The organism is Pseudomonas sp. Snoq117.2, from assembly GCF_900110545.1.
In the GTDB taxonomy this organism is placed as follows: domain Bacteria; phylum Pseudomonadota; class Gammaproteobacteria; order Pseudomonadales; family Pseudomonadaceae; genus Chryseomonas; species Chryseomonas benzopyrenica.
The window spans coordinates 191,597-214,047 of sequence record NZ_FOED01000007.1; the positions used below are offsets into that span (position 1 = coordinate 191,597).

Here is a 22,451-nt window from a genome sequence, read left to right on the forward strand (position 1 = left end):
ATCTCCTACAGCAGGCCGGCATTGCGCAATTCGAAGAGACCGATGACCAATACGGTCATCACTTCGCAGCGATAGAGGCGTCCGCGATCCTCGTTCGCAGCGATGAGGCGCTTCCGGCATGGCCACCAGAAAATCACCAGGCCGGCATACAGGCAGATCCGCCACACCAGAAAGTGGGTGTGATGATCGGCCTGCCACTGCCGATAGCTCTGCAGGTCGCCGAAGCCCCAAGCCGCGACCAGGACGAAGGCCAGGGCCAGACAGACCGCGAGTAGGAAGGGCCACAGCAGTGACCAGGTAATCCGAAGGCTACGCCGGCCGATCCGGAGGCCGGTCCGAACGCGTTGGGTCCAGGAAGAGGTCGTCATGGTCATTCGCCCTTCCTTGCTGGGTTTTCAGTGCGATCCAGCCGGTTCGGCAGCGGATCGCCCTGGAAGATGCCCTTGGAGGCGTCCTTGCGGATCGAGGCGCGCTGCAGGATGGTGGTCGGCGAGTTGCCAGCCAGCTCTCGGCGCATGTCCAGCTCGGTCTTGAGGTTCTGGATCTCGGCCTGCAGGTTGGCAGCGTTCTGGTCGACCTGCGTCTGGGCGACTTGGTTGGCGGCGACATTGGGCTCCTGACGGCCAGCGGCCAAGGTGCGTGTCAAGGACATGGCTTTCTCGATGACATCAGCGAGGGCCACCTCGGACACTAGCCGCTTGGCCAGAACGTCCTGTTCCTGCTCTGTACGCAGCGATTCGATGATGCCGCGGGTGATCGGGATGGAGTTGCTGCCGGCAGCGGCCAGGTTCTCGGGCGTCATCGGCTGAGTGCCGGCGATCAGCGCGTTTACCGCCTTGAGCTTGGTGTCGTAGGTTTCCTGAATCAGCGGGGTAAGCCCGACTCCGGCCTGGGTCACGGTCTTCTGGCAGTTGTCGCAAGTCTGCTGTTGTTGCTCGCCCAGCACCCGGGTGGCGAAGGTCGCGGCCTCCTGCGGCGACGACCAGGTACTGCAGACGAGGCCGCCGTTGCAGCTGCTGGCCGGGATCGAGCCGGTAGCGGTGGGTGAGCGGCCACTGAGCAGGTTGTAGCCGGCCTTGGTGACGTCGCCGACCACCTTGATGGGCTGCTGGCCACTGCCACCGGCCTTGCCCCCGCCGACCCATGTCACGCCCTCGTTGCCGCCCTTCTGCTCGACCTGGTTGATGGCGGCGACGGCATCGGTGGTGCCGGCGGCGGCCGATTTCATCGCCTCGCCTTCGGCGAGCTTGTTCCAGCCGACCTGGCTGCCGGCGACGTCGAGCATCTTGTCGGCGATCGCGCGGCAGGTGCCTTTCGAACGATCGAAGTCCAGGCGCGCCTGGCCAATGCCATTGGTGATGAGGTTGTACAGGCCCGGGTTGGCGCGCTGCAGGATCAAGCCGGGTAGGGAAGCTACGGCGCCGGTGGCATTCTGCAGCACCGAGCTCATGATGGTCTGGAAGCCCTGGGTGGCGCCGTTTAGCTGGTTCTGCAGGGTGTTGGTCAGGCTCATGTTTCCGCAGATCAGGTTGGTGTTCCAGCCGCCGCCAATCTGGATGCTGTCCATGTTGCCAACGCTGCCCATCGACACGGCATTGCCACCGCCGATGCTGTAGAGCACGTCGTCACCGATGACGCTGCCTTGGGACTGCACACGGTAGGGCTCGACCGCCTGGACCGCGCTGCCGAGAAGAAGGCCGGCCAGGCAGGTGCCGGCCAGCAAGGTGAGGCGAGAGGTATTCATGACCGACGGCTCCCTGATCATTGAAAGTCGATGCTGCCCAGGAAGACCTGGCCTTCACGCTTGCAGCAGCTGTAGGGGCGCCACAGCGCCCAGGCATAGGCACCCACGGCGTCCTGGATGTGTGGGCCCGGGTTGGGGAAGGCAGCGCAGCTCTGGCTCAGCGTGGGCGCGAGCTCCTGCCACTTGCCTGTGGTGGCATCGCCCTCGAGAAGCTCGCCAGCGGGCCAGTAGCCGTCTTCCGGCTGGGCCAGCAACGACTGGTAGACGTGGATCTGGCCGGAGCGCGTGACCACATCGCCGGCGCGCTGGGCCATGACCGCCGCAGCCTTGTAGTCATCGGGCTGATGCAGAAAGCCACTGCGCGGATAGACGTTGCCCCAGAGGTCGCCGGACTGGGTGCCGCCCACTTCTCGTTTGCCGGGGATGAGGGCTTCGGGATAGACCATCTCGGGGATGCCGTACCGCCAGGCCAGGTAGTCGTAATTGCTCAGCAGGTAGGGCATGTAGGCTGTGCCGGCGCCCTTGCATGTGTAGCCCGAGGCGCTGGCGAACTGGCTGAAGGCGTAGCCGCCCGGGTGGCCGATGACATCGGTGTTCTTGAAGCGAGCGCTGATGGTGGTGTTGGCCTGGGTCGCGCTGTCGCCCGGGTCATTGCCGCCGGCGGCAACGCTGCTGACGGGGCTGAAAGAGGCCATCTCCGTCCAGGGGTTTTCGCCGGTATTGGCGTAGCTGGACACCACGGCATCGGGCACGAAGTGCCGTACCTTGGCCGAGGTCTTCACCTTGCAGCCGTAGGGGGTACAGAACAGCCAGTAGCAGATGCCAACCACCTTGTATTCGAGGCACTCAGGCGAGAGCGAGGACGACACGATCGTTGCGGTCGTGACAGCCGCTGTAGCCTGCAGGCTGGTCGCCATAGGGATGGCCAGCGCAAGGCGCCGCAGACGTTGCAGAGGCCGGCTCATCGTCCGGTACTCCGGTAGCGCTCAATGCTGGCCACGGCGGCTGCCACGTCAGGCTGCCCGTAAACCACATACCGGCGATCCACTACCACGGCCGGCAGCTTGGTCACTCCCAGGCTCCAGGCATCGGCAACGTCCTGGTGCGCCTTGGGGAGATCTCGGCCCAGCTGCTGCGCCGACGCCGAGCGCATCCGCTGCTGCATGATGGCTACAGACTGTCGCGGATCTGCCGGCAGGCCTTCAGATAGCTTTTGCTCAAGGCGCTCCGGGGCATCCAAAAGCACCACCCGGGCGCCGACGCTGTTGGTGAGGGGATGAGTGGCGTCGGAGACTGCAAGCACGTCCGCTGCGGCGAAGGAGGAGTTGCAGGCGGCAAGGGCGCAGATGAGCCAGCGGAGCGGCCGCCCAGCAGGGGAGCGGGAGGGTAGAGAGTGCATGCGCAGTACCAGGCAAAGGATTGGCTGGTACAGGAAACGCGATCACGCGGGCTGGGTCAGCGGGAAACCATATCCAGGTCGCTGGAGGTTAAAAAAGCTTCCCAGCAGACGCGAGTAGCCCGACTCAGGTCAGGTATCTCAGCGCTGCCAAGGCACTACCCACGGCAGCCTGATGCAGCTGCTTTTCGTCCTGTCGGCCCTGCCAGTACCCACGGCGTTCAGCGAATCGAAAGGCCAGGGCAGTATCACCACGGCGAAGGGCTGCCTGCTGCTGGGCATCGGCGATGTCACTGAAAAGTGTGAACAGCAGACGTTCCGCGGACTGCATCGCTTCCCGCTCGCTATCGTAAGCTTCCTGATGTTCATAGACGCCCACGCGGAACAGCCACTGGACTTGGTACAGATGAGTCACCTGTGCCAGCTTGATCGGAGGAAGTGCGTCTCTGGATTCGAAGACGATCCGGGCTTTCACAGTCGAGGCGCCTACTGCCGACGAGGTGGATGATTTAGCGGGATGACTCATCGGGAATGCCTGCTGAAAGAGAATTGCGGCGCTGGGCCTCTCGACGTTGTCTTTCAACATCGATCATTCGCAGCAGATAGGTGAGGCGGCTGTTGAGCCGCTGCAGGGTTTTATCGGAGAGGCTGGCCAGCCATAGCGGGATGTCATTGGCGCTGCTGCGCATCCGCTCCCTCCTGGCTTGCCAGCCAGTCCATGGCGGACAGCATGCCGGCGTCATCGAGCAGCGACGGTAGGCGGATGACCCGGCCTGAACTGTTATCCCTCAGCTCAAAGGTCGGCGTGGCATCGATGCGCTTCTTCGCAGCAGCAGCAGTCTGCTCCGCGACCACTCGGCGTACCGTGGCGTTGTCCTGGATACAGTCCTGCAGGTGCTGCGACGATAAGGCGGACTGCAAGCCCAGATGATCAATCGGCACCGCAAGGCCACCGCCATTACCGCGGCTGTGCCGGTAGACGGCCTCAACGGCTTGCCAGAACATGGCGTTGCCGCCCAGCCAGCCCGCGCATGTGACCAAGCGTGCCTCGTGCACAGCGGCCTCGCCGTGCATGGCCAGAGGCAGGTGATGCCACTGCCAGTTGAGCGAATCCTGCCGCTCAACTAGCTGCTTCAGCTGGGGGAAAGCGTCCTTGCAGTAGGGGCACTCCAGGTCCGCATATTCGATAAGGGTGAAGCGCGCCTTTGCATTCCCGTAGACGAACATGGGTGGTTCTGGAGTAGGAGTTTTTGTAGCTGCGACCCGTCCGAACAGGTGCCACAAGCAGAACAGCGCCACGGCGATCATTGCCAGCGCTAGAGCCGCGGGCTTTCCAGAGAGCGACCTCCTGATCATGCCGACGCTTCCCTAGGGGCGGTTTCATCAGGTTCACGACCCAGCACATCTCGATGCAGCGCCTCGAGCAAGGCCTGCTGTGCCTCGTCCGGCTGCGGATGCTTGGCCAACCAATCCTTGAGCGCCGTATCGAGCTGAGCCTCGACCTCCCGGCGATCCACTGCGCGCGCCTTCACCGCCTGCAGGTTGGTGATCAGCACTGGTGCGCAGATCTGCAGCGCTGTCAGGGTGTCTTGCCCAGGCTGGCTGAGTAGCTTAGTCAGGCTGTCGATGAGGTCCTGGGTAAAGCGGTCCATTGCCCTCATGCGCATGCCCCCGAAGCGGGTGGCAGATCGAAGTGATAGGGCTCGATGCCGCGTAGCCGATCCAGCCGCGCCGCCACGGCCACGGCTGCACCCAGCTCATCGGTGCCGAGCTCCTCCATCAGTTGCGCGCGTTCAGCCTTCTCCTCAGGCTCAGTCATCGCCAGGGCGAGGAATAGACTGGGCGGTACCGCGCGAAAGAGGATCTCCATAGATTTGGACAGCACCACCCCTTCGGTGTAGGCACCGCTTTGCTTGCGCGCTGACAACATCAGCTCCTTCTGCGCGGGCGTCAGGGAGCGGAATCTGGAAATCTTCTCGACCTCATCCGGCGGCATGTTGAGGCAGATCCACCACTCGATCATGTTGAGCATCGGTGCGCCGGAGAGCGGGATGTCGTCGATGTTCTGGGTGGCCAGCCAGAACCAGGCTCCAAGTTTTCGCCACATCTTGGTGATCTTCATGGCATAGGGCAGCAGCAGGGGATGCTTGGTGATGATGTGGCCTTCGTCGGTCAGCTTGATCAGCGGACGACCCTTGAATTGGTCGCGTTCGGCGATGTTGTTGATCGAGTTGAGCAGCGAGATGTAGGCGATGCCGAGCTGCGCCTGGTAGCCCTCTCGGGCGTAGGTGGCGAAATCCACCACGGTCAGGTCGGCTTCCGGCCAAGGCGTGCCGGGGCGGTTGAACATCTCCCCGTCGGCGCCCATGCAGAACATGTCCATGGACTCGGCCATCTCCTGCAGACGCTCTCGGCGCGCTGCGGGAAGGCCTTCGTCTCGCGCTGCCTCGCTTAAGGCATCGCGGACATCTTTCGTCAGCACGGTCTTCTCTGCCTTGGAGCAGGTCTTGGCCGCATTGATGATGGCGTGACGGATTGCCGCGCGGTCGGCACGGGTCAGTCGGGCGTCCTCCTTCTCCTCACCGCCGGTAATCATGAGGCGTGCTACGATCTCCATCTCACCGAGCACGTCGCGCTGATCGTCCTCGAGGTTGGCCTGAGGGGTACTGTTGCGGTCCGACGCCTCCAGGTCCTCGGCATCAAGGACGGCAACACGAGCCGGGTCGTCTGCAAGACGGATAGCGTCAGCAAAGGGCGCCAGGCTGACACCGGATCCTGGGGAAAGGCGCACGCGATGCACGGTCAGGCCCAGACGCTGTGCGAAGTCCGCCAGCAGACCAAAGCTGTTGCCGGCCTCGGCGACGAACATGCGCGGCCGGTAGCTGGCCAGCCACTGGATCATAAGATTGTTGAGCGTGGCCGATTTGCCGGCACCGGTGGGACCGAAGACAAAGCCATGGGCATTCATCTGACGATCTTCCTTGTTGAAGGGGTCGAACGTCAGAGGCGCGCCGCCGCGGTTGAAGAGGGTAGTCCCGGGGTGGCCGGTGCCGGTGTGCCGACCCCAGACCGGGGCCAGGTTGGCCACGTGCTGGACGAGCAGCATCTGGGCATACCATTGCAGGGCCCTGGGCTGATTCGGGTCGAAGTTGGCCGGGAGCCATCTGAGATAGCTGGAAAGACCAGCGACCTCATCATCCGGCTGCACTGGCTCCATGCTGGCGCCCAACAGGATGTTAGTCAGGTCCATACAGCGCTGGGTCAGCTCGGCCTCGTGCTTGCCGCGGACATAGAAGGCAACGCTGCCCTTGTAGAGCTTGTGCTTGCGGCCAATCAGGTAGCGGGCGTCCTGGATGGCTTCGCGGGTCAGAGCTGAGGCTTGATTATCGCCTACGGCCTTCTTATGCAGGTTGTTGAGGTAGGCTTCCAACGTATCCTGAGGCGTGATCACCAGGGTGATGGCCAGCACCGTGTCCTCGGGAAGCTTATCCATAAGCGCATTGAGCGCATCACCGCCCTTGCGGGTTTCACCGGTCAGGTGCCCCGTCCGCGGCGCCTCGCGTAGGCGATCGAGCATGATCACCCGAGTAGGCTGGCCATCGAAAAACCAGATGCCCTTGTCTGCGTCCGAGCGAGGCTCGCGGTACAGCAGGCACTGTGAGAAGTCCGTGCCACTGGCCAGTACGGGGATGGTGCCGTCCTCGACCTCGGTTGGCGTGTTCACCAGCTCGAAGAAGCGGTCATGGTCCTTGCGCGTAGTCCCCAGATGATCGGGGCAGGGATTGAACCACTGCAGCAGCCAATGCCGGATCGCACGCTCTTCCATACGGATGGCTTTGACGCCGGCGTTGGCCAACGAGCCGACCAGGCGCTCACAGGTGTTGCGCAGGTAAAGCGCGGGATCCTGGCCCCGCATCATGCCGTCGCCAACACTGCGCCGCGACACCACCAGGCGGACACGACGTTGTTGGCCACGCCAGGGCAGCTTGGAGACGACCTTGTCCTCGAACAGGCCGCCAGGCTTGGAGATGGCTGAGAGGTGGTGCTTCATCAGCCCCTGGTAGAGCTCGGTAAAGGCCGTGCCTTGGGCACGCGGCTTCACGTAGCTGCGGAAGCCCTCAAGGAAGTTGTCGAACTGGATCTCGTCATAGGCGTACATCTGGATGACCCAGGGACTGACCTCGAGCTCATCGAAGCTATCCTGCAGGGCATTCTCCAGGGCATCCCGCGCTTGGCGGAGCCAGTCCGGGGACCGACCCTCGGTGCCGATCGGCACGATGTCGAAAAAGGCTGCCAGCGACTTGCCGTCCTCGAGCAGCATGGCCTGGTGCTCGGGCAGGTACTCGATCCAGGGCAGCAGATTAGTGAAGCTGGGATTGACGTCGTAGAGCTTGGCCACGTCAGCCACGGTCGCAGGCTTCTCCTTAGCGGTCATCCAGGCACCGGGCTCGGGAATGCCATGAGCTCTCAGACGATCCAAATGGCGCTGATAGGCCGCTTCCTCGTCGACCTCCAAGGCGCGCGTAGCGCGGATGGATTGGGGGTGATGGGGAGGGGCGTCCTGCTGCGGGGCTGAAAGGCCTACTTCTGGCTCATGCTGTCGCAGGTCGAGGTCTGATTCCGCCGAGACCGTTGGCTCAGCTTCTATTTCAGTTGCAACGGATTGTGCGGTCTTTCGGCCGCGAAAACGTTCGAGGATGCCCATCAATAGTTCTCCACCCGCTCACCGGGCATGGCGTATTGCACACGTTGGTAGAGCGGAAAAACGGTGGTATAGCCGGGAATAGGTGCGGGGTCCGAGCCCGCCAGGTGCGGGAAGACGTACATGACCAGGTCCGGATTGGGCAGGCGCTTGAACTGGCTGTAGATCTCGTTCTGCGCGGTGCGCGAATAGCCGGCGTTGTCCGCCAGCGGGCGGGCCTGGGCCGTGTCTATCGGACGGCGCAGCTCCGCCCGGGCATCAACCAGTTGGCGTCCCTGGCTGCTGCCGGCTGAGGCGGTAGTGCCGACGTTCCAGACGTCCATCATGGTCTGGTCACCATGGGGCAGCATCTTCTCCTTGTTGACCGAGCAGCCACTCGCCAGCAGTGCCATGGCCAGCACAGCCGCCATCTGTAGTCGTGCGTGATTAGTCGAGGTCAGCCGAGGCATGGCGGGCTCCCTTGCGATAGTCGACCTTGCGGCCCTTGAGTTCGTAGTCGATGGCCAGCTCCTGGTCGAGGTGGATGGCTACTTTCGCCCCGGGCTGGACATAAATGGCGGCGAAGGCCTGGCCATAGAGCTTGTTTACCCAGGTGGAGATGTCGCTGACACCCTGGTTCAGGATCTTGCCCATGGCCTCGTTGCCGGAGATCCCGGTCGTGCCGATGGTGCCGCTGGAGGTCTGCACGTAGCTCGAGCTGCTGCCATCGCTCTTGATGAGTGAGGCCGCGCCGGCGCCAGCGGCTGTGATGAGGGCTTGGGAGCCGATGTACTGGGCAGCGTTGCTGCGGCGATCACCGGCGATGCAGGGGATACCGTAGGGATCGCTGATCCAACCCATACCGCCCTGAACAGCAGCCGGTTGGCCATTGCTGGAAGTGTTCTGGTTGTTCTGGCCGTTGTTCTGCTGACCGCCGTTCTCTTGCGGTGCCGGCAGCGTACGCACGGTGCCGTCGGTGAAGACGAAGGTCATGCTGCGGATCTGGCCTCGCACGCAGGACAGGGTCCAGTCGCCTGAGGCCGTCCCACTCACGACAGCGCCGGCGACATCGGGAAGATCGATGCCGTTGGCGGTCAGGTTGTCGGGGCCGATCAGCACCTTGAAGGGGTAAGGGTCGTTGACCGTGCCGTCGACCGGCACGCGGCCCACCAGGGCGGTCATGGACACCGAGCCCATCAGCGTCGAGTTCTGCGGCAGGGTGTAGACCTTGCGGACCTTCTTGCGCGACTGCTCATCGCCGCCCATGCCATCAGCCACGCGCTGAGCGCTGCCAGACGCCGCATCCAGGGTCTTCTGGCCAGCGGTGCCGAATGAGGTTGGGAAGGCGAAGCCACTGGCCACCTGGCCACTGCCGGCAGCGATAGGCTTGCCGTTGGCATCGACCGCCGTGCCGTCCTGTGGCTCGATCCAGACCAGGTCCGAGCTACCGCTGCCTTTCTTAAACTGATTGCCTTCGCCCGGGTTGATGCCGAGCCCGATAGGCATATCGCCGCCAGAACCTGCAGCGCCGCCCAACTGACTGCCCATCTGCGACAGGGTGTTGAGCTGCTTCTGCAAATTATCGACGAGTCCTTGGGTCTGCTTCTGCTGATTCTCCATGCCCTGGTTGATGCCCGCCTGGACGCGGTTGTCGACCGTGCTGTTGATGTTGCTCAGTTGAGCCTTGAGACCTTCGTTCTCCCGCTTGGCCTCTTCGTTGTCTTTCAGGACCTTGCTCATCTGTTCTTTCAGCTGTCGACTCTCCGCGACGATAGTGCGCAGGGTGTCATTGGCCGTGTCACCTTCAATGCCAAGCGCCTTGGCCTGTTCGGGGGTGAGCTGGGCGGATTGCGGCTGCTCAGGCTCCGTTGGCTTGCCGCGTTCGAGCATTTTCACCCCGACGAAGACCACCAGGACGAGGATGGGTAGCAGGGCGTACTTGAGGAGCGGGTTACTTCTGAGCTGCATGGCGTGCCTCCGTGCTCACCCGAGGATCAGCGGCGCTCAGGCTGGGCAGCAGCGACTGGCCAAGGCCGTGGTCCTTGGTGACCAGGTAAAGCACCGTAGTGTCGCTGGCATCGCCGCGGGCGCCGAGGTAGGGGTGCTGGAAGGTGGCGGTCGCGAAGTCGCCCATCAGCTCACGTGGATCCAGGGCTAGGCGCTGACCGGTTTGGTTACGCAGCTTTACGGCAGTCACCCAATGGTCGTCCAACCGCCAGGCACCCAACTGGCTGGCCTCAACGGGCAGGGCTGGCAGCAGCGTCGACAGATCCAGGCGCTTGTCCACCTTGACCTGGGCGACGCCGTCGACCGGCTCCACCGTACGGAGCGGCGCATAGAGCATCTGGGCGGCATACCGCGTGAGCACGACAGGGATCGGTGTCTCGCGCTTGGGCGGGGCCGGTTCGTCGTCATCCTCATCAGCCTGGCTGCTGGTCTTTGCTGCGGCCTTCGGGGCACTGCTTCCACTGGTCGAGGCTGCCTGGCCATATCGGGTCGGCGTGGTATCGCCTGGCACGATCTTGATGGCCTCCAGCGGCGCATGGCCTTCTTGAGCGGGGGTAGCCGCGATGTCGGCCAGCATGATCTCGCCGGTGGCCGCGTTCTGCAGCTGCAGGCGGCTGGGTTCGATAGCGTCCTTGGCCAGCAGGTAAATGGCACCGCCGGTGCTTTGCACCCGGATCTTGTCGGCGATCGCAGGGGGCACGCCGACGCGGACGTTGGCGTCGACGAACAGGATCCGCTCCTGGCCCACCACCAAGGGGATGGCCATGGGGACGCGCTCCCATTTGCGGATCTCGATGGCCTGGGCGAGGCTGCTCAGCACCAGGCCGCCCAGCACCAGGGCGAGGGAATGACTGGACCTCATGGTGTACCTCGGGCTTTAACTTCGACGCCGGCCTCGATCCGCTGCGGCTGACCGCTGTAGCAGTCCCACTTCATGCCCCAGGGGTTTTTCTCAGGATCGACATCGGCTCTGACGACGTGGAGGGGGTAGCGCGTGAGCGCCGTCTTAACCTTCTCGCCGCCCAGGTACTCGTTCGCCACGACGTCGAGCATGACGGTCCACTCGCTATTACCCAGCACCTGGACGCGCCGGGTCGGATCATCGCCGTAGCCTGAACCAGGGATCTCCGCCACGTTGCGTACGCGCCTGCGCAATTCGCCGGCGTTGCGTTTAAGCGCTTCATCGCCCTCCAGGTAGACCTTGCAGGAAGGCGTGATGAAGTTAGCCAGCCGGGCGATGTTGTCGCTGTAATTCTTCTCGCCGTCGGATGGCCAGCTGTTCATTTGCTGGAAGATGTAGAAGGCGTAGGCATAGATCGACTCAGGCGGTATCTCCCACCAGGGGCGCGTGCTGCCCGACCGCAGGTCCGGCGGAACGTGCACTGTCAGGTCCTTCGGCGCCGTGGACCAGCCGTAGCCATTCCATATGGCGATACCGGTCATTAGGCCCAGGGCTAGGCGCAGGGTCGTGATGTGGGCGCGCTGCGAATCGGACAGCTTCCAGGCGCGACTCATAGTCCTGCCATCCGCTTGCAGGTCCAGCTTCCGCTACGGATCACCAGGCGGCGGCCGGCAATGCCCCAATGGGCCAGGCGCCACTCAACTTGCCGCCACAACCACGTTTCCGGTCGGCCACGCTTCCAGCGACGTAGCAGGCGTCCGGCGAGCACGAGGCCCAGGGAACCACAGGCCAGCGCAGAAAAGATCGGCATGGCCGGTGATGTGAAAAACGCCAAGGGGATGCCGACTACAAAGCCGAAGGAGGCGCAGACGATGACGGTGGCGAACATCTCGTCGGTGGTCAGGCCGCCCGTGACGACGGGTTGGGTATTGAGTCGATTCGGCAAGAAGCGAAGCGTGCCGTCCTCATGCAGGTCCTGGGTGATGTCCATCTGCGCCGCCCTGCCTTACATGATGCCGCTGGCTTTGGTGACGATAAAAATCACCAGGCCAATGAGGATCACGCCGACCACAACGGTCGCACCGAGGTCTTTCCAGGTTTTCTTCCCCGTGTGGATTTCGTGATAGACACCGATGCCGTGAGCCGCCACGACAATCAGGCAGAAGGCGCACAGGGCCAGTGCAATCAGCATGAAGCCGTCGTAGCCGTAGTTCTTGAGCGTTTCGAGCCAGGTAGCACCTTCACCGCGCGAGGGCGCTTGCGCTTGGGGAAGGGCGGCTTGGCTGATCGACGGAAGCAGGGCGGCGCTTGCCAGGACGGCTTGTGCTCTGGCGCGGGCGCCGAGGGTGGACAGACGTTTGAGGGACAGCATGGATTTATCCTCGAGGGGTTAATGCAAAATCAGCCAGGACAGGACGAAGTAGAGGATCAGCCCCTTGATAAGGGCGCCCTTGGCAGTGGCGGGTTTGAGGTTCTGATTCGCCCAGCCCTTGTAGAGGCTGATGGCAAGCCAGGCGAACCAGAGGGTGGTGACGGCCATCGCCGCGGAGAGCCAGAACAGGTTGCTGGCGGAGGGCGGAATACCGCTCGCCGCCTGAAAGGCAGAGGTCTGCGCTGCGGTCATGCTCATGGCTGCGTGCCTTCGCGCTGGTACTGACCGGAGAGCTCGGCCGCATCGCGCGGTTGGGCGCGGCTCGGTGCCAGATAGTCCTGCAGACCCTGACGGATCCGCGCGATGTCGGCGGCCAGGCGGTTGTAGTCCAGGCGGTAGCGGGTGCTGCCATCGCTGGGCAACTCGGCACTGCGCCGGGCAACAGCCTCGACGGCATTGAGCTGGCGGATCATGACATCGACGTTGGCCTGCTCGGAGGCCGTACCAGCGGCCTGGGCCTGGCTCGTCAGGATCCCGAGCGCGATGGCCAGGCTGCCGGCAAGGGCGAAGCGGTGGTTTGTCGTGCGAGGGTAGGAGGACAGTTTCACAGCATGGCCCTGGGCTAGCGGGTGGATGCCGCACAGGATGCCGAGGGCCGAAGGCGAGGTCAGCGGGAAACCATTACTGCACCCAAATAGGTTGCAAACCCGCTTGGTTACTGGCTCTGCGAAGGGGCAATAAGGCGCTTGAAGAACAGCAGAAAGCCGGTGGCCACCGCGTAGCCAACACCCCAGCCCTGGTTGCCTTGAGCGGTCTGCTGACCGATCTGGGCGCGGCCTTCCAGCACCGGTTGTACGCTGACCAATTCCCAGCCATCGGCGCCGAGGACCTGTAGCCGTGCCTGTCGCTCCGGATCGGCCAGGAAAGCCGCGATGTCAGGTGTGCCGGTCTGCTCTTCGTGCTTGAACAGCAGCCAGCCGCGCTCTTGGACGCGGTAGGTAAGGGGCGCGAATTCGGTGTGGTATTCGAAGCGGGCAGGGGACATGGACGGCTCCAGTTCGATGGGTTGGCCATCGTCCTGTGGTCCACTGCAACCACACCAGGCGAAACCGTATCTGGGTATCAAGAGGTTACGATCAGTGCGTCGAACAAACCGCTTGGCTATGCTGTCATCAGAAAAATCACGGGAGGTCGTATGACCGACATTGCGTTTCTCCCCGAAGAAGCCAAACAACGCTGGCGGGACCTGACCCACGCCATGGCCATCATGGGCCTGGGGCATCTGGCCAAGCTGTACGAGCAGCTCGAGGGCTACATTCTGGCCATGCTGGACTTCGACCGGATCACTCCGCCGCAGAGCAAGCTCCTACTGAAAGCTGCGGCCAAGCTGTTCGACCAGTGCCGATCCGAGTACCTCAAGCACAAACAAAAGCCTCGACGTCGAATAGCCGGGGCGGTTGCCGAGAGGATTCAGCGATCTCAGCGACCTTAGAATGCCGTACGGACTTGCACGTCATTTCGACGCCGGGCCACCGCCGCTGCTGAAATCAGACTGACCAGTTGTCAGCGCTTCAACGAATAGAGCGCGGTCTACAAACATCACCACACCCTTCTTGGTTTCGGGATCGAACCTACATACCCGCCAGAAGCCGTATTCTTCGCCGAAATCGATGAACACTGGCGTAGTCGTATGCCAGCGGGCGAAGAGCTTGCTTCTTCCGTACCAACGCAAGCCTGCCATAGCGTGTTCGTTTACCCGACTTATCGACATAGCAAAGTTCGCTTGATCAAGCTCATTTTTGGATCCGTCAATCACCCAAACCATTCGCTGGTAAAATTGCTCTCTAAGCTTCACCTCGGCAGGATCAATCGAGGATCTTTGAAATTCCACGACGACACCGTGTGCCGTTTTGACGTCAGCGATGTGTTTCTCACCCTTCGTGGTGTCATGCAGGATGGTTTCCTGCCAGTCGGATGGAAATTGATTTTTCCACGCTCGATGCCACTTCGTTTCGGCTTCCCACCAACTATCGCAGTTTGCGAGCGAGCGGTGCGCCCAGTGCCAGACAACGTGCTTTCCGCATTTCGCGATGACCTCTTCCCCGCAACCTCGGCAGATACCTCTCAGTTTGGGCTGGGCTTCTGATCGAGTGCCGTCCACGTTGGCAAAGCGCATTTGATAGTTCCTTCTAGGGGGATTGGGGCTTACGTGGCGATGCTGCCATGCGTTTCCTTGTACTTCTGCATGATATCGATGACCAGCGAGTTGAGCGCCAAGATCTGCATAGCCCGGGTCACCGACACGTACAGCAGGTTCAGCTCATCGTCTCGGCTGGCTCGGTCGATCTCCGGTGCCAAAGGATCCGCGCTGAAATCGTCATAGAGCCCTACGAAGTCCCATTCCAAGCCCTTAGCCTTATGCGCGGTAGTCAGGGTGACGGTGGCATCTAACTCGCTGGCCACCGCGCAGCGCCGCAGCTGCTCGATGCGCTTGGGCAGGTCGAAGTAGGCCTCGATGATCCGCACCGAGCGCTGCATCTCTGGATCCTGGGTGGCCTTGGCGATCTCCTGGTACTGCTCGAAGTCCCGGTAGTCGCGTAAGAGCTTCTTCTGCTGCACCAGGTCATTACGACCTCGGCTGAACTGGAACAGGTCCTCGAGCTCGCGCAGCGAGTAGCTGTCGATCCCGCCAATCCAGAACATGCGGTGGCCGCCCTGCTTCTCAAGGCGTAGGGCGTTCTCGATCACACCACTGACGGTGCGATGCAGCCAGGTCCGGTGAGCGAGGTCCTCAGGCAGCGAGCGCTTCACCAGGGTGCGTTGGCCAAGGCCCTGCAGCTGCACTGTCTCGCCCTTGAACGACAGAATGACGTTGGCCACGTGGGCCACGGCTGGGCCGAAGCGGAATGACTGAGTCAGGTAGTGCTTCTCGGCATCTGCCATCCACGGCGTGCTCAGGGCGTCCTCGGCGCCGCGGAAGCGGTAGAGCTGCTGGTGGCGATCGCCGACCATGACCTGGATGGTGCGCTGCCGCTGCACCAGGTCGGCGATTACCGGGTTCACGTCCTGCCCCTCATCGAGCAGGATGGCGCCGAAGCGGTTGGACAGGTCCGGACGGCTCATCTGGTAGAGCTTGAGATAGCCGTCGTGAGTGATCTGCACGCCGGCGTCCTGTAGGTCGATCATGCGCTTCCAGACGCTGATGGCCATGCCCACCACCTGGGTGACACGCCGCTCCTGCAGCGGCGTCAGGCCGCGGCCGTCGTAGCGGGCGAAGTGACGACTGTCCAGGGCCATGTCGGCGCTGGCCATGAAGGTGTTGAGGGTGTTGACCACGTCCCGGGCCAGCTCCCAGTCCTGAGTGTCCAGCACCCGCGCGACCTCGGTGATGCGCAGGTTGCCCGCCTGCTTGTGCTGGTACTGGGTACCGTAGACCGCATAGGCGAGGCCGTGGGCGGTCTTGCAGGTGACGTTGCGCGGAAAGCGATTCTTCGCCGCCATCTCCACCGACTTGTTGTAGCAAAGGTAGAGCATCTGCACGTCCGCATGGGCGCTGGCGTAGCCCACCAGGGTGGTGGTCTTGCCGGTGCCGGCAAAGGCCTGGATCAGCAGCTTGCGGGCATTTGACGCGATGGCGGGGGCTTGCTCGGCGGTCCACTGCATGGGTAACTCCAGATCGACTGGGACAGGGTTTCAATACCACCCCTGCATATTCATGGGTGTGAGGCTGCTGCTCTTGGCCTGGTGGCGGCCGCGGAGCAGGCCGGCGGCTACAGGTATTTCTTGAACGAAGCGGTTGTAAGGTTCACCGACAGAGCGAGCAGCGCCGCACACGGCAGCAGCACCAGGAGCGGGCTCACACTGACAGGCAGTGCGAGGTACAGCGACCAGGGTAGCAAGGCGAGCGGCAGCATCGTGCTGCGGGCCTTGTGGTAGAAGTAGCTCGACTCGCGGCCCGCGCTGAACTTGCGGATGTCCCGCCGCACCAGGCCGTCGATGAAACCGACCAGGGCGGCCATGGCGAAGAGCGGTACCGCCAAGACCAGGATCACCAGGCGCACGCAGAACACCAACACAGTGAACAGGGCGGACAGACCGTAGGTCTGCACCGTCGTGACACTCTGTGCGGCCAGGTAGCGCACATCGAGCTCGCTCCGCGGGCCGGCAGCCGCCAGTTGCTGCATCCCGGTCAGCCACTGGACCAGGCCGGTCTTTACGAACAGCCAGTCATAGAGCAGCCCTACCAGCCAGGTCGCCGTCCGCCCGGGCTCCTGAACCACAACGCTGGAGAGAAAGCCCTGAGACAGCCAGCCCAGCTCGTGATCGAGCATGCCCTTGGCATGGTGCCAGCCAGCCTCCGGCCAGAAGAAGTGCAGGCAGAGCCAGTCCACCACGATGGCGCCACCCAGGGACAGGAACATCACGCCGATGAAGTGGAAGGGGAAGCTGAGCACCGACCCAATGAATGTCTGCTCTTTGCCCTGCTGTTGCTGAGCGCGTTGGGCGACGTCGGCCATTAGCGGCGTCCTCTGGGAGCGGCACTGGCGCGCCGGGCGATAGAGAAGAGCGCTTGGCGCTCGGCGGCAAGATCCGGCTGGTTCTGGAAGGCTTCCCACTCGGTTCCGCCGGCTCGGCCGGCTGGTGGCCAGAGGTTGCCGCGTGGTCGCACGACCTCGGTCACCTGGCGGCCGGTGGCCACCAGCAGACCCCAGCCCGACGGGAGATCCGCCGCCTGCAGCAGCCCCTCGGGACAGAGGTAGAAGCGGTAGAGCCCAAGGCCGCCGGCGGCACGCTCGGGCTTGTTGCGATCGGCCAGGAAGTCGGCTCGGCTGATCTTCACTTCGATCAACGTCGAGCAGTTGCTGCGAAAGCCCAGCACATCCGGCTGCTCGCGTGAGCCAAAGCACCGCAGCTCGGTGGCGACGAGGGGAAAGCCCTGCCGGCGCAGCCAGGCGGCGCCCAGGGCGACGAGGCGGGCATGATTGAGGTCGCCGGTCATGCCGCGTCTCCTTCGTCAGCGGCGCCTTGGGCCATCTGCCGGAAGTCGTCCTGCAGGTCCAGGGGCAGTTCGTCCGCGACCCGGCGCTGGCCAGGAGCTTCCCACCACTCGCTGCCGGTGGCCTGACCCACCTGGTAGGCCTTGCGCATCTTCTCCGCGAGCTCCTGCAGGTCCTTGGGCATCGCTTCATCCGGATCCACCGCCGGCAGGGGCATCCGCACCTTCCACAGGTTGCCCCCCTCGATCAGCGCGTAGCACTGGCCCTTGGGTAGTCCCACTACATGAGCCGGCTCCAGCATGGGCACACTGGTGGCGCTGAGCTGGTCGTGAGTATTGGAGGTGAAGGCAGTCTTGCCGTTGACGGCGTCGCTTGCGCTGCTTGCCGGCGTGGCGGTGAAAACTTGGACCTTGGGCAGCTGGTTGGTGAGCAGCTCGGCTGTGGCTGTCTCACGCACCCGCAGCATGAAGAGGTTGTTGAAGTTGCCGATGATCTGCCCGGCCTTGGCGCGGTTGCCAATCTTGGCCTCGATGTCGGACAGGGTCTGGGTGTAGGCCGTGACCTGCAGGCCGGCACCACCGCCCTTGTTGATCATGGGGATGAACTCGTCGCCAATCAGCTCGTTGAACTCGTCGGCGTGGAGGTTGATGGCCACCTTGCTGCTGGCCTCGCCGGGCAAGCCATCATCGATGCCGTACTTGTAGATGTGGCCGGCAACCGAGACCAGGTCGGAGAACATGGAGTTGCCGACCGCCGCGGCGACCTCGGTGTCGGAGAGGGCGTCCAGGCCGACGTAGACCACGGCGCGTCTGCGCACCACCTGCATCCAATCGAAGATCGGCCGGGGGTCGTTGACGTCGTGGTAGTCGGGGGCGATCAGCTCGGCCATGCGGCCGGTGGTGAGTTTCTCCAGCAACGGCAGCAGCGAGGCGACGATCTTGTCGAAGTAGGTCTTGTCGTAGCGCACTGCACTGCGCAGGCCATCCATGACCGGATCCAGCACGCGCGTCTGGTTCAGATACTGGTCGATGGCGATGACCCGCAGCGGTCGGCCCTTCATGTTGAAGGGGACGTTCTTATCGTTGAGCTTGCTCTCGATGAAGATGATCTTCTCCCATGCCTTGGGGTCGTGCTCATCGAAGTATTTCTGGGCGTATTCCAGGAACAGCCCTTCGATGTTGATCACGTGCTGCTGGATCTGCAGGTAGTCCGGCCGCCGGCCGAGGGCGACCAGAGCCCGGGCGATGATGTTGACGAAGCGCCAAGCGAATTCCTTGAACGCCGCCGAGTTGCCCTCACTGGACAGCTGGCCGGCGACGCGGGTGGCCACCTCAGAGATCCGACCAAAGCGGCCCACCGCGTTGTAACGTGCGGACTGGTCCGGCCAGCCCAGGTGGAAGACATAGAACTCATTGGCCCGGCCGGCGCGCTCGCACTCGACGTACATGCGCTTGAGGAGGTCAGCATCGCCCTTGGGGTCGAAGACGATCACCACCTCATGCTGGCCGCGCCGCTTGCGGCGGATGTCCTGGGTGATGAAGAGCTCGGCCAGGCGCGTCTTGCCCACCCGTGTGGTGCCCAGAACGATGGAATGACCCACTCGCTCGCCCAGCGGCAGGGTGACGTCGTGTTCCTCGGGCTCAATGCCATGCAGGCGCGGCAGGCCGCCCACCGGAGGCAGCGGTCGGAACGGGTTCGCCGCGTTGTCCCAGGCGGTGGCCTTGGCCAGCAGAGTGAGCGGGAAGGGCGCGAACTCCAGGCGTGCCTCGAGGCGCCGCGCCTTGTTGGTCCATTCCGACGGCCCCACATAGGGCGCGTACTGCGGCAGGTAGGTGTCGACCAGGCGCTGAGTGTGTTTCTGCTCCCAGCGGAAGCCCTTACCAATGAACAGCCGCTCATTGCTGACCGGGATCTCCTTGCTGGTCATTCTGTAGAACGACAGGCGCCGAATGTTGCGCCGGTATCGGAGCACGCGTAGTGCTTGACGCAAGCGGTAGACCCCGAAGCCGACGAAAGCGACGGCCGTGACCAGGCCGAACAGCGGCGTCAGAGCAACGGCCCAGGGTGCGAAGACGCACAGGAAGGCCAGAGCCAGGCACACCTGCACGGTGTAGAGCTCCACCGCAGGCCGCAGCAGCGTGTCTAGGGCATGATTACGAGCCATGGTTAGCGCTCCAGCTCGCCAGCGCGTGGCAGCGTCAGGCCAGCGGCGTGCTCCTCGCGAATGGCTTCGGCCGCACCGGGCGGCAGCGCTGCTTCGAAGCGCTCGCAGAGCGTCATCTCATCGTCCAGAGAACGCCGGGTGATCTCGCCACCATGGAGATCGACCAGGACCTCGACGTCGCCAGCCAGGGCGGCGCGTGCCTTTTGATGGTCAGGTAAGCGAATGACCATTGTCAGATAGAAGGAAGCACCTGACCGTGTTGGGCCGAAGGTGACGGGGTAACCGAGGCGTTCATCCTGAGATGGACTCACGCCATGCGCATCCGGCTTATAGGCATCATCAGCGGCTGAGTGTGGAGTCTGAGAGCTGGGCACTGGGATCTCCTATTGCTCCAGAGCGGTGGGGGTGATGAGTACGGGGTAGTGCGTGATTCCTAGGCGGGCTGCCAGGTCATCACCGACGACGGGACTGATGGCCAGCCCTGCGGCCCAGCTGCGGATCGCGGCCAGCCGGTCAGCGCTGGCGACATTGACCGCCAAGCCAGCGGCGCCGAGGCGCTGCAAGATCTCTTTGCAGCTGGCCAGCCACTGGCGAGACAGATCGTCATCGCCGATCAGGAAGAAGGGCTGCAAGCCAGGTGCGTTGAGTGCGCGCCCCTCGACTGTGCCGGGAGTGAGCCGCTGCGATCGCACGGGGAAGCCTAAGGCCTGGGCAGGCTGTGGCAGCGGCGCTTGCCGTTGTGTCTGCGCTGGCTCCGGGTTCAGGCTCCGGTAGTAGGGCAGGGCAGAGATGCCGCCGCGGTCTTCGACCACGGTGAGGCTGGCGGCCTGGGCGGCCAGGGGTAGGGTCACAGTCAGGATGAGGAGCGGGAGGATCTGCTTCATGGGTTCGAGGCCAGTAAGGTGACGCCGGTAACCCGGCTCAGGTGTTTGGCGAAGAGCTCGCGGTACTTGGCAGCCGGGGCGCCGCCGGCGGGACGGTGGTAACGGCCAGCGACATTGATCCAGTCGCCGCCCTGGGCGCGCAGCTCGGCGAGCATCTGCGCGGCGACTTCCAAGTTCTTATAGGGGTTGAGCGCTTCACAGGGCGAAACGCCACGGCCGAACCGATGGCCGTTCCAGCCCATGTTGACCTGGGCGATGCCGACGTCGACGCGCTTGGCGCCGGCGGTGCTCAGCGCGACCAATAGCGCAGTGCAGGCATCAGCGCGGGTGGCGAAGCGATAGCCGGCGCCGGCGACATTGAGCGTCCAGGGCCAGGGGACCAGTTGTGCGCCCCTGCCGCGCAGTCGGGCGCCGCTCTCCTGCAGGGCGACCGAGTACAGCACCTCGGAGGGAATGCCCGCCTGATGAGCAGCCAGCTGATAGGCGGGCGGCGGTGTCTCGGAAGCCTGGGCGCCGATCGCAAGTGCCACGCCGGCTACAGCTGCGCCGAGCGCCTTGATCATTGCCGTAGCCATTGCCCATTCACCTCGCGGACGACAGCCGGCAGTTCGCCGCCCAGGCCCAGCTGGACCCAGCGGCCGGCGTCGTGGTTGAGGGTAATCTGCCGTCCGCGCACCTTGGCCGGATCGACGCCGGCGAGCACGGCCCAGCGGCGGATACGGGCATCGTCGTTCTGACTGCCAATCAGGTAGAGGTCGAAGGCCTGGCCAGCGCTCTGCAGCGCCTGAACTCGCTCGGTACAGGCTGCGCAGCTATCGGTCACGAACACGGCGAGCCGCCCATTGCCGCGTACGGCTGGGCTGGCTTGAGGCGCCGCCTGGCCGCCGGCCTGCACCGGCTGCAGGTTCGGGTAGAGGCTATTCCAGGCGTCGCGGTAGGCCTGGTCATACGCCAGCTCCTTCTGCACCCGCTGCGCCTCGGCGCGAACCTGCAGCTCGGCGTAGCGGCGCCGCTCGGCATCGGATTGGGCCTCGATGCCCAGGGCGGTGAGCGGATCCAGACCGGGCGAGTAGACGCCGCGACTACCCTGCATCAGGGTCCGGTAGCGCTGGAATTCCTGACTGCTCAGGCCCCATTCCTGGGCGACGGCACTGTCGTTACGCTGGACCGCGCTGTGGCGCTCAGCGCTACCCGTTTCGCCGGAGAAGACTTGGGGGGCGACAAGGTCTGCGGTGAGCGCCGGTGCGGACGGCGAGAGCAGTATGAGGGCGATCGCAAGGCTCGCCGGGAAGAGAGGGGACTGGGGGCGCATGAGTTGCCTCTACTACTTGACTGAAAGGGTGCGGGTCGCGCCGTCGACGCTGAACTGCACCTGGCGGTCGTCGAGATTGGCCAGCCGCCAGCGGGTGCCGCCGACGTTGTCGCCCGGGCGCACCAGGTAGAGCTCGCTGAGCTGGGTGCTGCCGGGCGGAGCGACGGAGAGGAAGCGCTCACCGCCGCGGTACTCGATGCCGACTACCGTGAAGGGAGGAGTCGTCTCGATCGGCTTGGCCGGCTCGGGCTTACGAGCGATCGCCGGGGTGCTGCGCTGCCTGGGGACGATCAGTGGCGGCGGTGCCTTGGCCGGCTCCACTGCTTTTTTGCGCAGGTCCCCCAGATCGTTTTGCAGGCCTTCGAGCTTGGCCTCGAGCACCACCAGGTCGCCCGCCTGGGCCATCCCTTGGAGCGCGGTCTGGTTGGCGCGCTGGATCTCCACCAGCATGGCCTGGGCGGTATCGATGCGCTGCGACAGCGCCTGCTGGCTCGCCCGGAAGTTCACATCCTGGACCGGCTTGCCGCCAGCGAAGCCATCCATCTGGTCCTGCATCTTGTCCAGACGCTTGGTGATGGCATGCACCGTGTTCTGGTCAGCCGTCGCGTTCAGGTCGCGATTGACGTGGGACAGCTCAACGTAGAGATACAGGCAGGCACCAGACAGGGCAGCAAAGCCAGTGACGACGAGCGTTTGTGATAGGGAAGGGCGCTTCATAGGGGACCTCGCACAGGATGCCGTGCACGGTCGCAGAAGCGCGGAAGGGAGTCAGCAGGAAACCTTATCTAGGTCTTTGGAGGTTAAATTTTAGGTTGCGAGGAGGAGGGAAAGGCACAGTCGCCAACCCACTTCCTGAGCTCCTTTGCCCGAGCTCCACCCCTATCCATTCGCGCCGCGCGCGATAGAAGGGAGAGGAAGGAAAGGAGCGCGGCCAGTATTTATTGAATCCTTCAGAAATGGGTCCAGTCTTTCAACAGACCTTTTATGTAGACA

General features: G+C 63.7%; 29 protein-coding genes. 1 reads left to right on the forward strand and 28 read right to left on the reverse strand.

What is annotated here, in order from left to right; all coding sequences use genetic code 11:
• Positions 1-5: 5 nt before the first annotated feature.
• From BMZ43_RS18325 to BMZ43_RS18410, 18 genes are all read right to left on the reverse strand, one after another.
• Positions 6-368 (reverse strand): hypothetical protein, encoded by a 363-nt coding sequence (locus BMZ43_RS18325; protein WP_143075280.1) that lies wholly within the window; start codon positions 366-368, stop codon positions 6-8.
• Between the two features lie 2 nt (positions 369-370).
• Positions 371-1,744 carry an integrating conjugative element protein gene (locus tag BMZ43_RS18330; RefSeq protein ID WP_093255509.1) on the reverse strand — a complete coding sequence of 458 codons (1,374 nt, stop codon included), beginning with the start codon at positions 1,742-1,744 and terminating at the stop codon, positions 371-373.
• A 17-nt stretch (positions 1,745-1,761) separates the two neighbouring features.
• Positions 1,762-2,661: a TIGR03756 family integrating conjugative element protein gene (locus BMZ43_RS18335; protein WP_256563030.1), complete on the reverse strand. Its 900-nt coding sequence runs from the start codon at positions 2,659-2,661 to the stop codon at positions 1,762-1,764.
• Between the two features lie 44 nt (positions 2,662-2,705).
• The gene (locus tag BMZ43_RS18340; protein ID WP_093255692.1) at positions 2,706-3,047 is read right to left on the reverse strand and encodes a TIGR03757 family integrating conjugative element protein; all 342 of its coding nucleotides are present in this window, start codon (positions 3,045-3,047) and stop codon (positions 2,706-2,708) included.
• Between the two features lie 220 nt (positions 3,048-3,267).
• On the reverse strand, positions 3,268-3,666 hold the full coding sequence (locus BMZ43_RS18345; protein ID WP_143075281.1) for a hypothetical protein: 399 nt from the start codon (positions 3,664-3,666) through the stop codon (positions 3,268-3,270).
• Positions 3,650-3,829: a hypothetical protein gene (locus tag BMZ43_RS18350; protein WP_093255516.1), complete on the reverse strand. Its 180-nt coding sequence runs from the start codon at positions 3,827-3,829 to the stop codon at positions 3,650-3,652. The genes BMZ43_RS18345 and BMZ43_RS18350 overlap by 17 nt, the downstream gene beginning before the upstream one ends.
• Positions 3,810-4,367, reverse strand: coding sequence for a DsbA family protein (locus tag BMZ43_RS18355; RefSeq protein ID WP_177344826.1), 558 nt, complete (start codon positions 4,365-4,367; stop codon positions 3,810-3,812). The genes BMZ43_RS18350 and BMZ43_RS18355 overlap by 20 nt, the downstream gene beginning before the upstream one ends.
• A 125-nt stretch (positions 4,368-4,492) precedes the next feature.
• On the reverse strand, positions 4,493-4,801 hold the full coding sequence (locus tag BMZ43_RS18360) for a hypothetical protein (RefSeq protein ID WP_093255695.1): 309 nt from the start codon (positions 4,799-4,801) through the stop codon (positions 4,493-4,495).
• Positions 4,798-7,845, reverse strand: coding sequence for a conjugative transfer ATPase (locus BMZ43_RS18365; protein WP_256563022.1), 3,048 nt, complete (start codon positions 7,843-7,845; stop codon positions 4,798-4,800). Before BMZ43_RS18365 ends, BMZ43_RS18360 begins: the two co-directional genes overlap by 4 nt.
• On the reverse strand, positions 7,845-8,291 hold the full coding sequence (locus BMZ43_RS18370) for a TIGR03751 family conjugal transfer lipoprotein (protein ID WP_093255523.1): 447 nt from the start codon (positions 8,289-8,291) through the stop codon (positions 7,845-7,847). The genes BMZ43_RS18365 and BMZ43_RS18370 overlap by 1 nt, the downstream gene beginning before the upstream one ends.
• Positions 8,269-9,789: a TIGR03752 family integrating conjugative element protein gene (locus tag BMZ43_RS18375; RefSeq protein WP_093255527.1), complete on the reverse strand. Its 1,521-nt coding sequence runs from the start codon at positions 9,787-9,789 to the stop codon at positions 8,269-8,271. The genes BMZ43_RS18370 and BMZ43_RS18375 overlap by 23 nt, the downstream gene beginning before the upstream one ends.
• Complete coding sequence (locus BMZ43_RS18380; protein ID WP_093255529.1) at positions 9,773-10,690, reverse strand: TIGR03749 family integrating conjugative element protein; 918 nt, start codon at positions 10,688-10,690, stop codon at positions 9,773-9,775. Before BMZ43_RS18380 ends, BMZ43_RS18375 begins: the two co-directional genes overlap by 17 nt.
• A complete protein-coding gene (locus tag BMZ43_RS18385) occupies positions 10,687-11,343 on the reverse strand; it encodes a PFL_4703 family integrating conjugative element protein (protein WP_093255535.1) in 657 nt (218 codons plus the stop codon). Before BMZ43_RS18385 ends, BMZ43_RS18380 begins: the two co-directional genes overlap by 4 nt.
• Positions 11,340-11,720, reverse strand: coding sequence for a TIGR03750 family conjugal transfer protein (locus BMZ43_RS18390; protein ID WP_093255538.1), 381 nt, complete (start codon positions 11,718-11,720; stop codon positions 11,340-11,342). The genes BMZ43_RS18385 and BMZ43_RS18390 overlap by 4 nt, the downstream gene beginning before the upstream one ends.
• Before the next feature lie 15 nt (positions 11,721-11,735).
• Positions 11,736-12,101, reverse strand: coding sequence for a TIGR03745 family integrating conjugative element membrane protein (locus tag BMZ43_RS18395; RefSeq protein WP_093255542.1), 366 nt, complete (start codon positions 12,099-12,101; stop codon positions 11,736-11,738).
• Positions 12,102-12,119: 18 nt separating this feature from the next.
• The gene (locus BMZ43_RS18400; RefSeq protein WP_093255544.1) at positions 12,120-12,359 is read right to left on the reverse strand and encodes a TIGR03758 family integrating conjugative element protein; all 240 of its coding nucleotides are present in this window, start codon (positions 12,357-12,359) and stop codon (positions 12,120-12,122) included.
• Positions 12,356-12,652, reverse strand: coding sequence for an integrative conjugative element protein, RAQPRD family (locus BMZ43_RS18405; protein WP_256563031.1), 297 nt, complete (start codon positions 12,650-12,652; stop codon positions 12,356-12,358). Before BMZ43_RS18405 ends, BMZ43_RS18400 begins: the two co-directional genes overlap by 4 nt.
• A gap of 164 nt (positions 12,653-12,816) precedes the next feature.
• Positions 12,817-13,146 (reverse strand): hypothetical protein, encoded by a 330-nt coding sequence (locus tag BMZ43_RS18410; protein ID WP_093255549.1) that lies wholly within the window; start codon positions 13,144-13,146, stop codon positions 12,817-12,819.
• A 150-nt stretch (positions 13,147-13,296) separates the two neighbouring features.
• Between BMZ43_RS18410 and BMZ43_RS18415 the strand changes: the two genes are divergently transcribed.
• A complete protein-coding gene (locus tag BMZ43_RS18415; RefSeq protein ID WP_093255551.1) occupies positions 13,297-13,593 on the forward strand; it encodes a hypothetical protein in 297 nt (98 codons plus the stop codon).
• Between the two features lie 21 nt (positions 13,594-13,614).
• On the opposite strand, the gene BMZ43_RS18420 is transcribed toward BMZ43_RS18415, so the two are convergent.
• From BMZ43_RS18420 to BMZ43_RS18465, 10 genes are all read right to left on the reverse strand, one after another.
• Entirely contained in the window at positions 13,615-14,277 is a 663-nt protein-coding gene (locus BMZ43_RS18420; protein WP_093255554.1) for a competence protein CoiA, read from the reverse strand.
• 29 nt (positions 14,278-14,306) lie between these two features.
• Positions 14,307-15,764: a UvrD-helicase domain-containing protein gene (locus BMZ43_RS18425; RefSeq protein ID WP_093255557.1), complete on the reverse strand. Its 1,458-nt coding sequence runs from the start codon at positions 15,762-15,764 to the stop codon at positions 14,307-14,309.
• 107 nt (positions 15,765-15,871) lie between these two features.
• Positions 15,872-16,618, reverse strand: a complete 747-nt coding sequence (locus BMZ43_RS18430) for a TIGR03747 family integrating conjugative element membrane protein (protein WP_093255561.1) — start codon at positions 16,616-16,618, stop codon at positions 15,872-15,874.
• The gene (locus BMZ43_RS18435) at positions 16,618-17,100 is read right to left on the reverse strand and encodes a hypothetical protein (protein ID WP_093255563.1); all 483 of its coding nucleotides are present in this window, start codon (positions 17,098-17,100) and stop codon (positions 16,618-16,620) included. Before BMZ43_RS18435 ends, BMZ43_RS18430 begins: the two co-directional genes overlap by 1 nt.
• Positions 17,097-19,262 carry a type IV conjugative transfer system coupling protein TraD gene (traD, locus tag BMZ43_RS18440; protein ID WP_093255566.1) on the reverse strand — a complete coding sequence of 722 codons (2,166 nt, stop codon included), beginning with the start codon at positions 19,260-19,262 and terminating at the stop codon, positions 17,097-17,099. The genes BMZ43_RS18435 and traD overlap by 4 nt, the downstream gene beginning before the upstream one ends.
• Positions 19,263-19,264: 2 nt before the next feature.
• A complete protein-coding gene (locus BMZ43_RS18445; protein WP_218189461.1) occupies positions 19,265-19,573 on the reverse strand; it encodes a hypothetical protein in 309 nt (102 codons plus the stop codon).
• A 72-nt stretch (positions 19,574-19,645) separates the two neighbouring features.
• Complete coding sequence (locus BMZ43_RS18450; RefSeq protein WP_093255572.1) at positions 19,646-20,146, reverse strand: integrating conjugative element protein; 501 nt, start codon at positions 20,144-20,146, stop codon at positions 19,646-19,648.
• Positions 20,143-20,709 carry a lysozyme family protein gene (locus tag BMZ43_RS18455; RefSeq protein WP_093255575.1) on the reverse strand — a complete coding sequence of 189 codons (567 nt, stop codon included), beginning with the start codon at positions 20,707-20,709 and terminating at the stop codon, positions 20,143-20,145. The genes BMZ43_RS18450 and BMZ43_RS18455 overlap by 4 nt, the downstream gene beginning before the upstream one ends.
• A complete protein-coding gene (locus tag BMZ43_RS18460; RefSeq protein WP_093255578.1) occupies positions 20,706-21,458 on the reverse strand; it encodes a TIGR03759 family integrating conjugative element protein in 753 nt (250 codons plus the stop codon). The genes BMZ43_RS18455 and BMZ43_RS18460 overlap by 4 nt, the downstream gene beginning before the upstream one ends.
• 12 nt (positions 21,459-21,470) lie before the next feature.
• A complete protein-coding gene (locus tag BMZ43_RS18465; protein WP_093255581.1) occupies positions 21,471-22,175 on the reverse strand; it encodes a hypothetical protein in 705 nt (234 codons plus the stop codon).
• Positions 22,176-22,451: the final 276 nt, after the last annotated feature.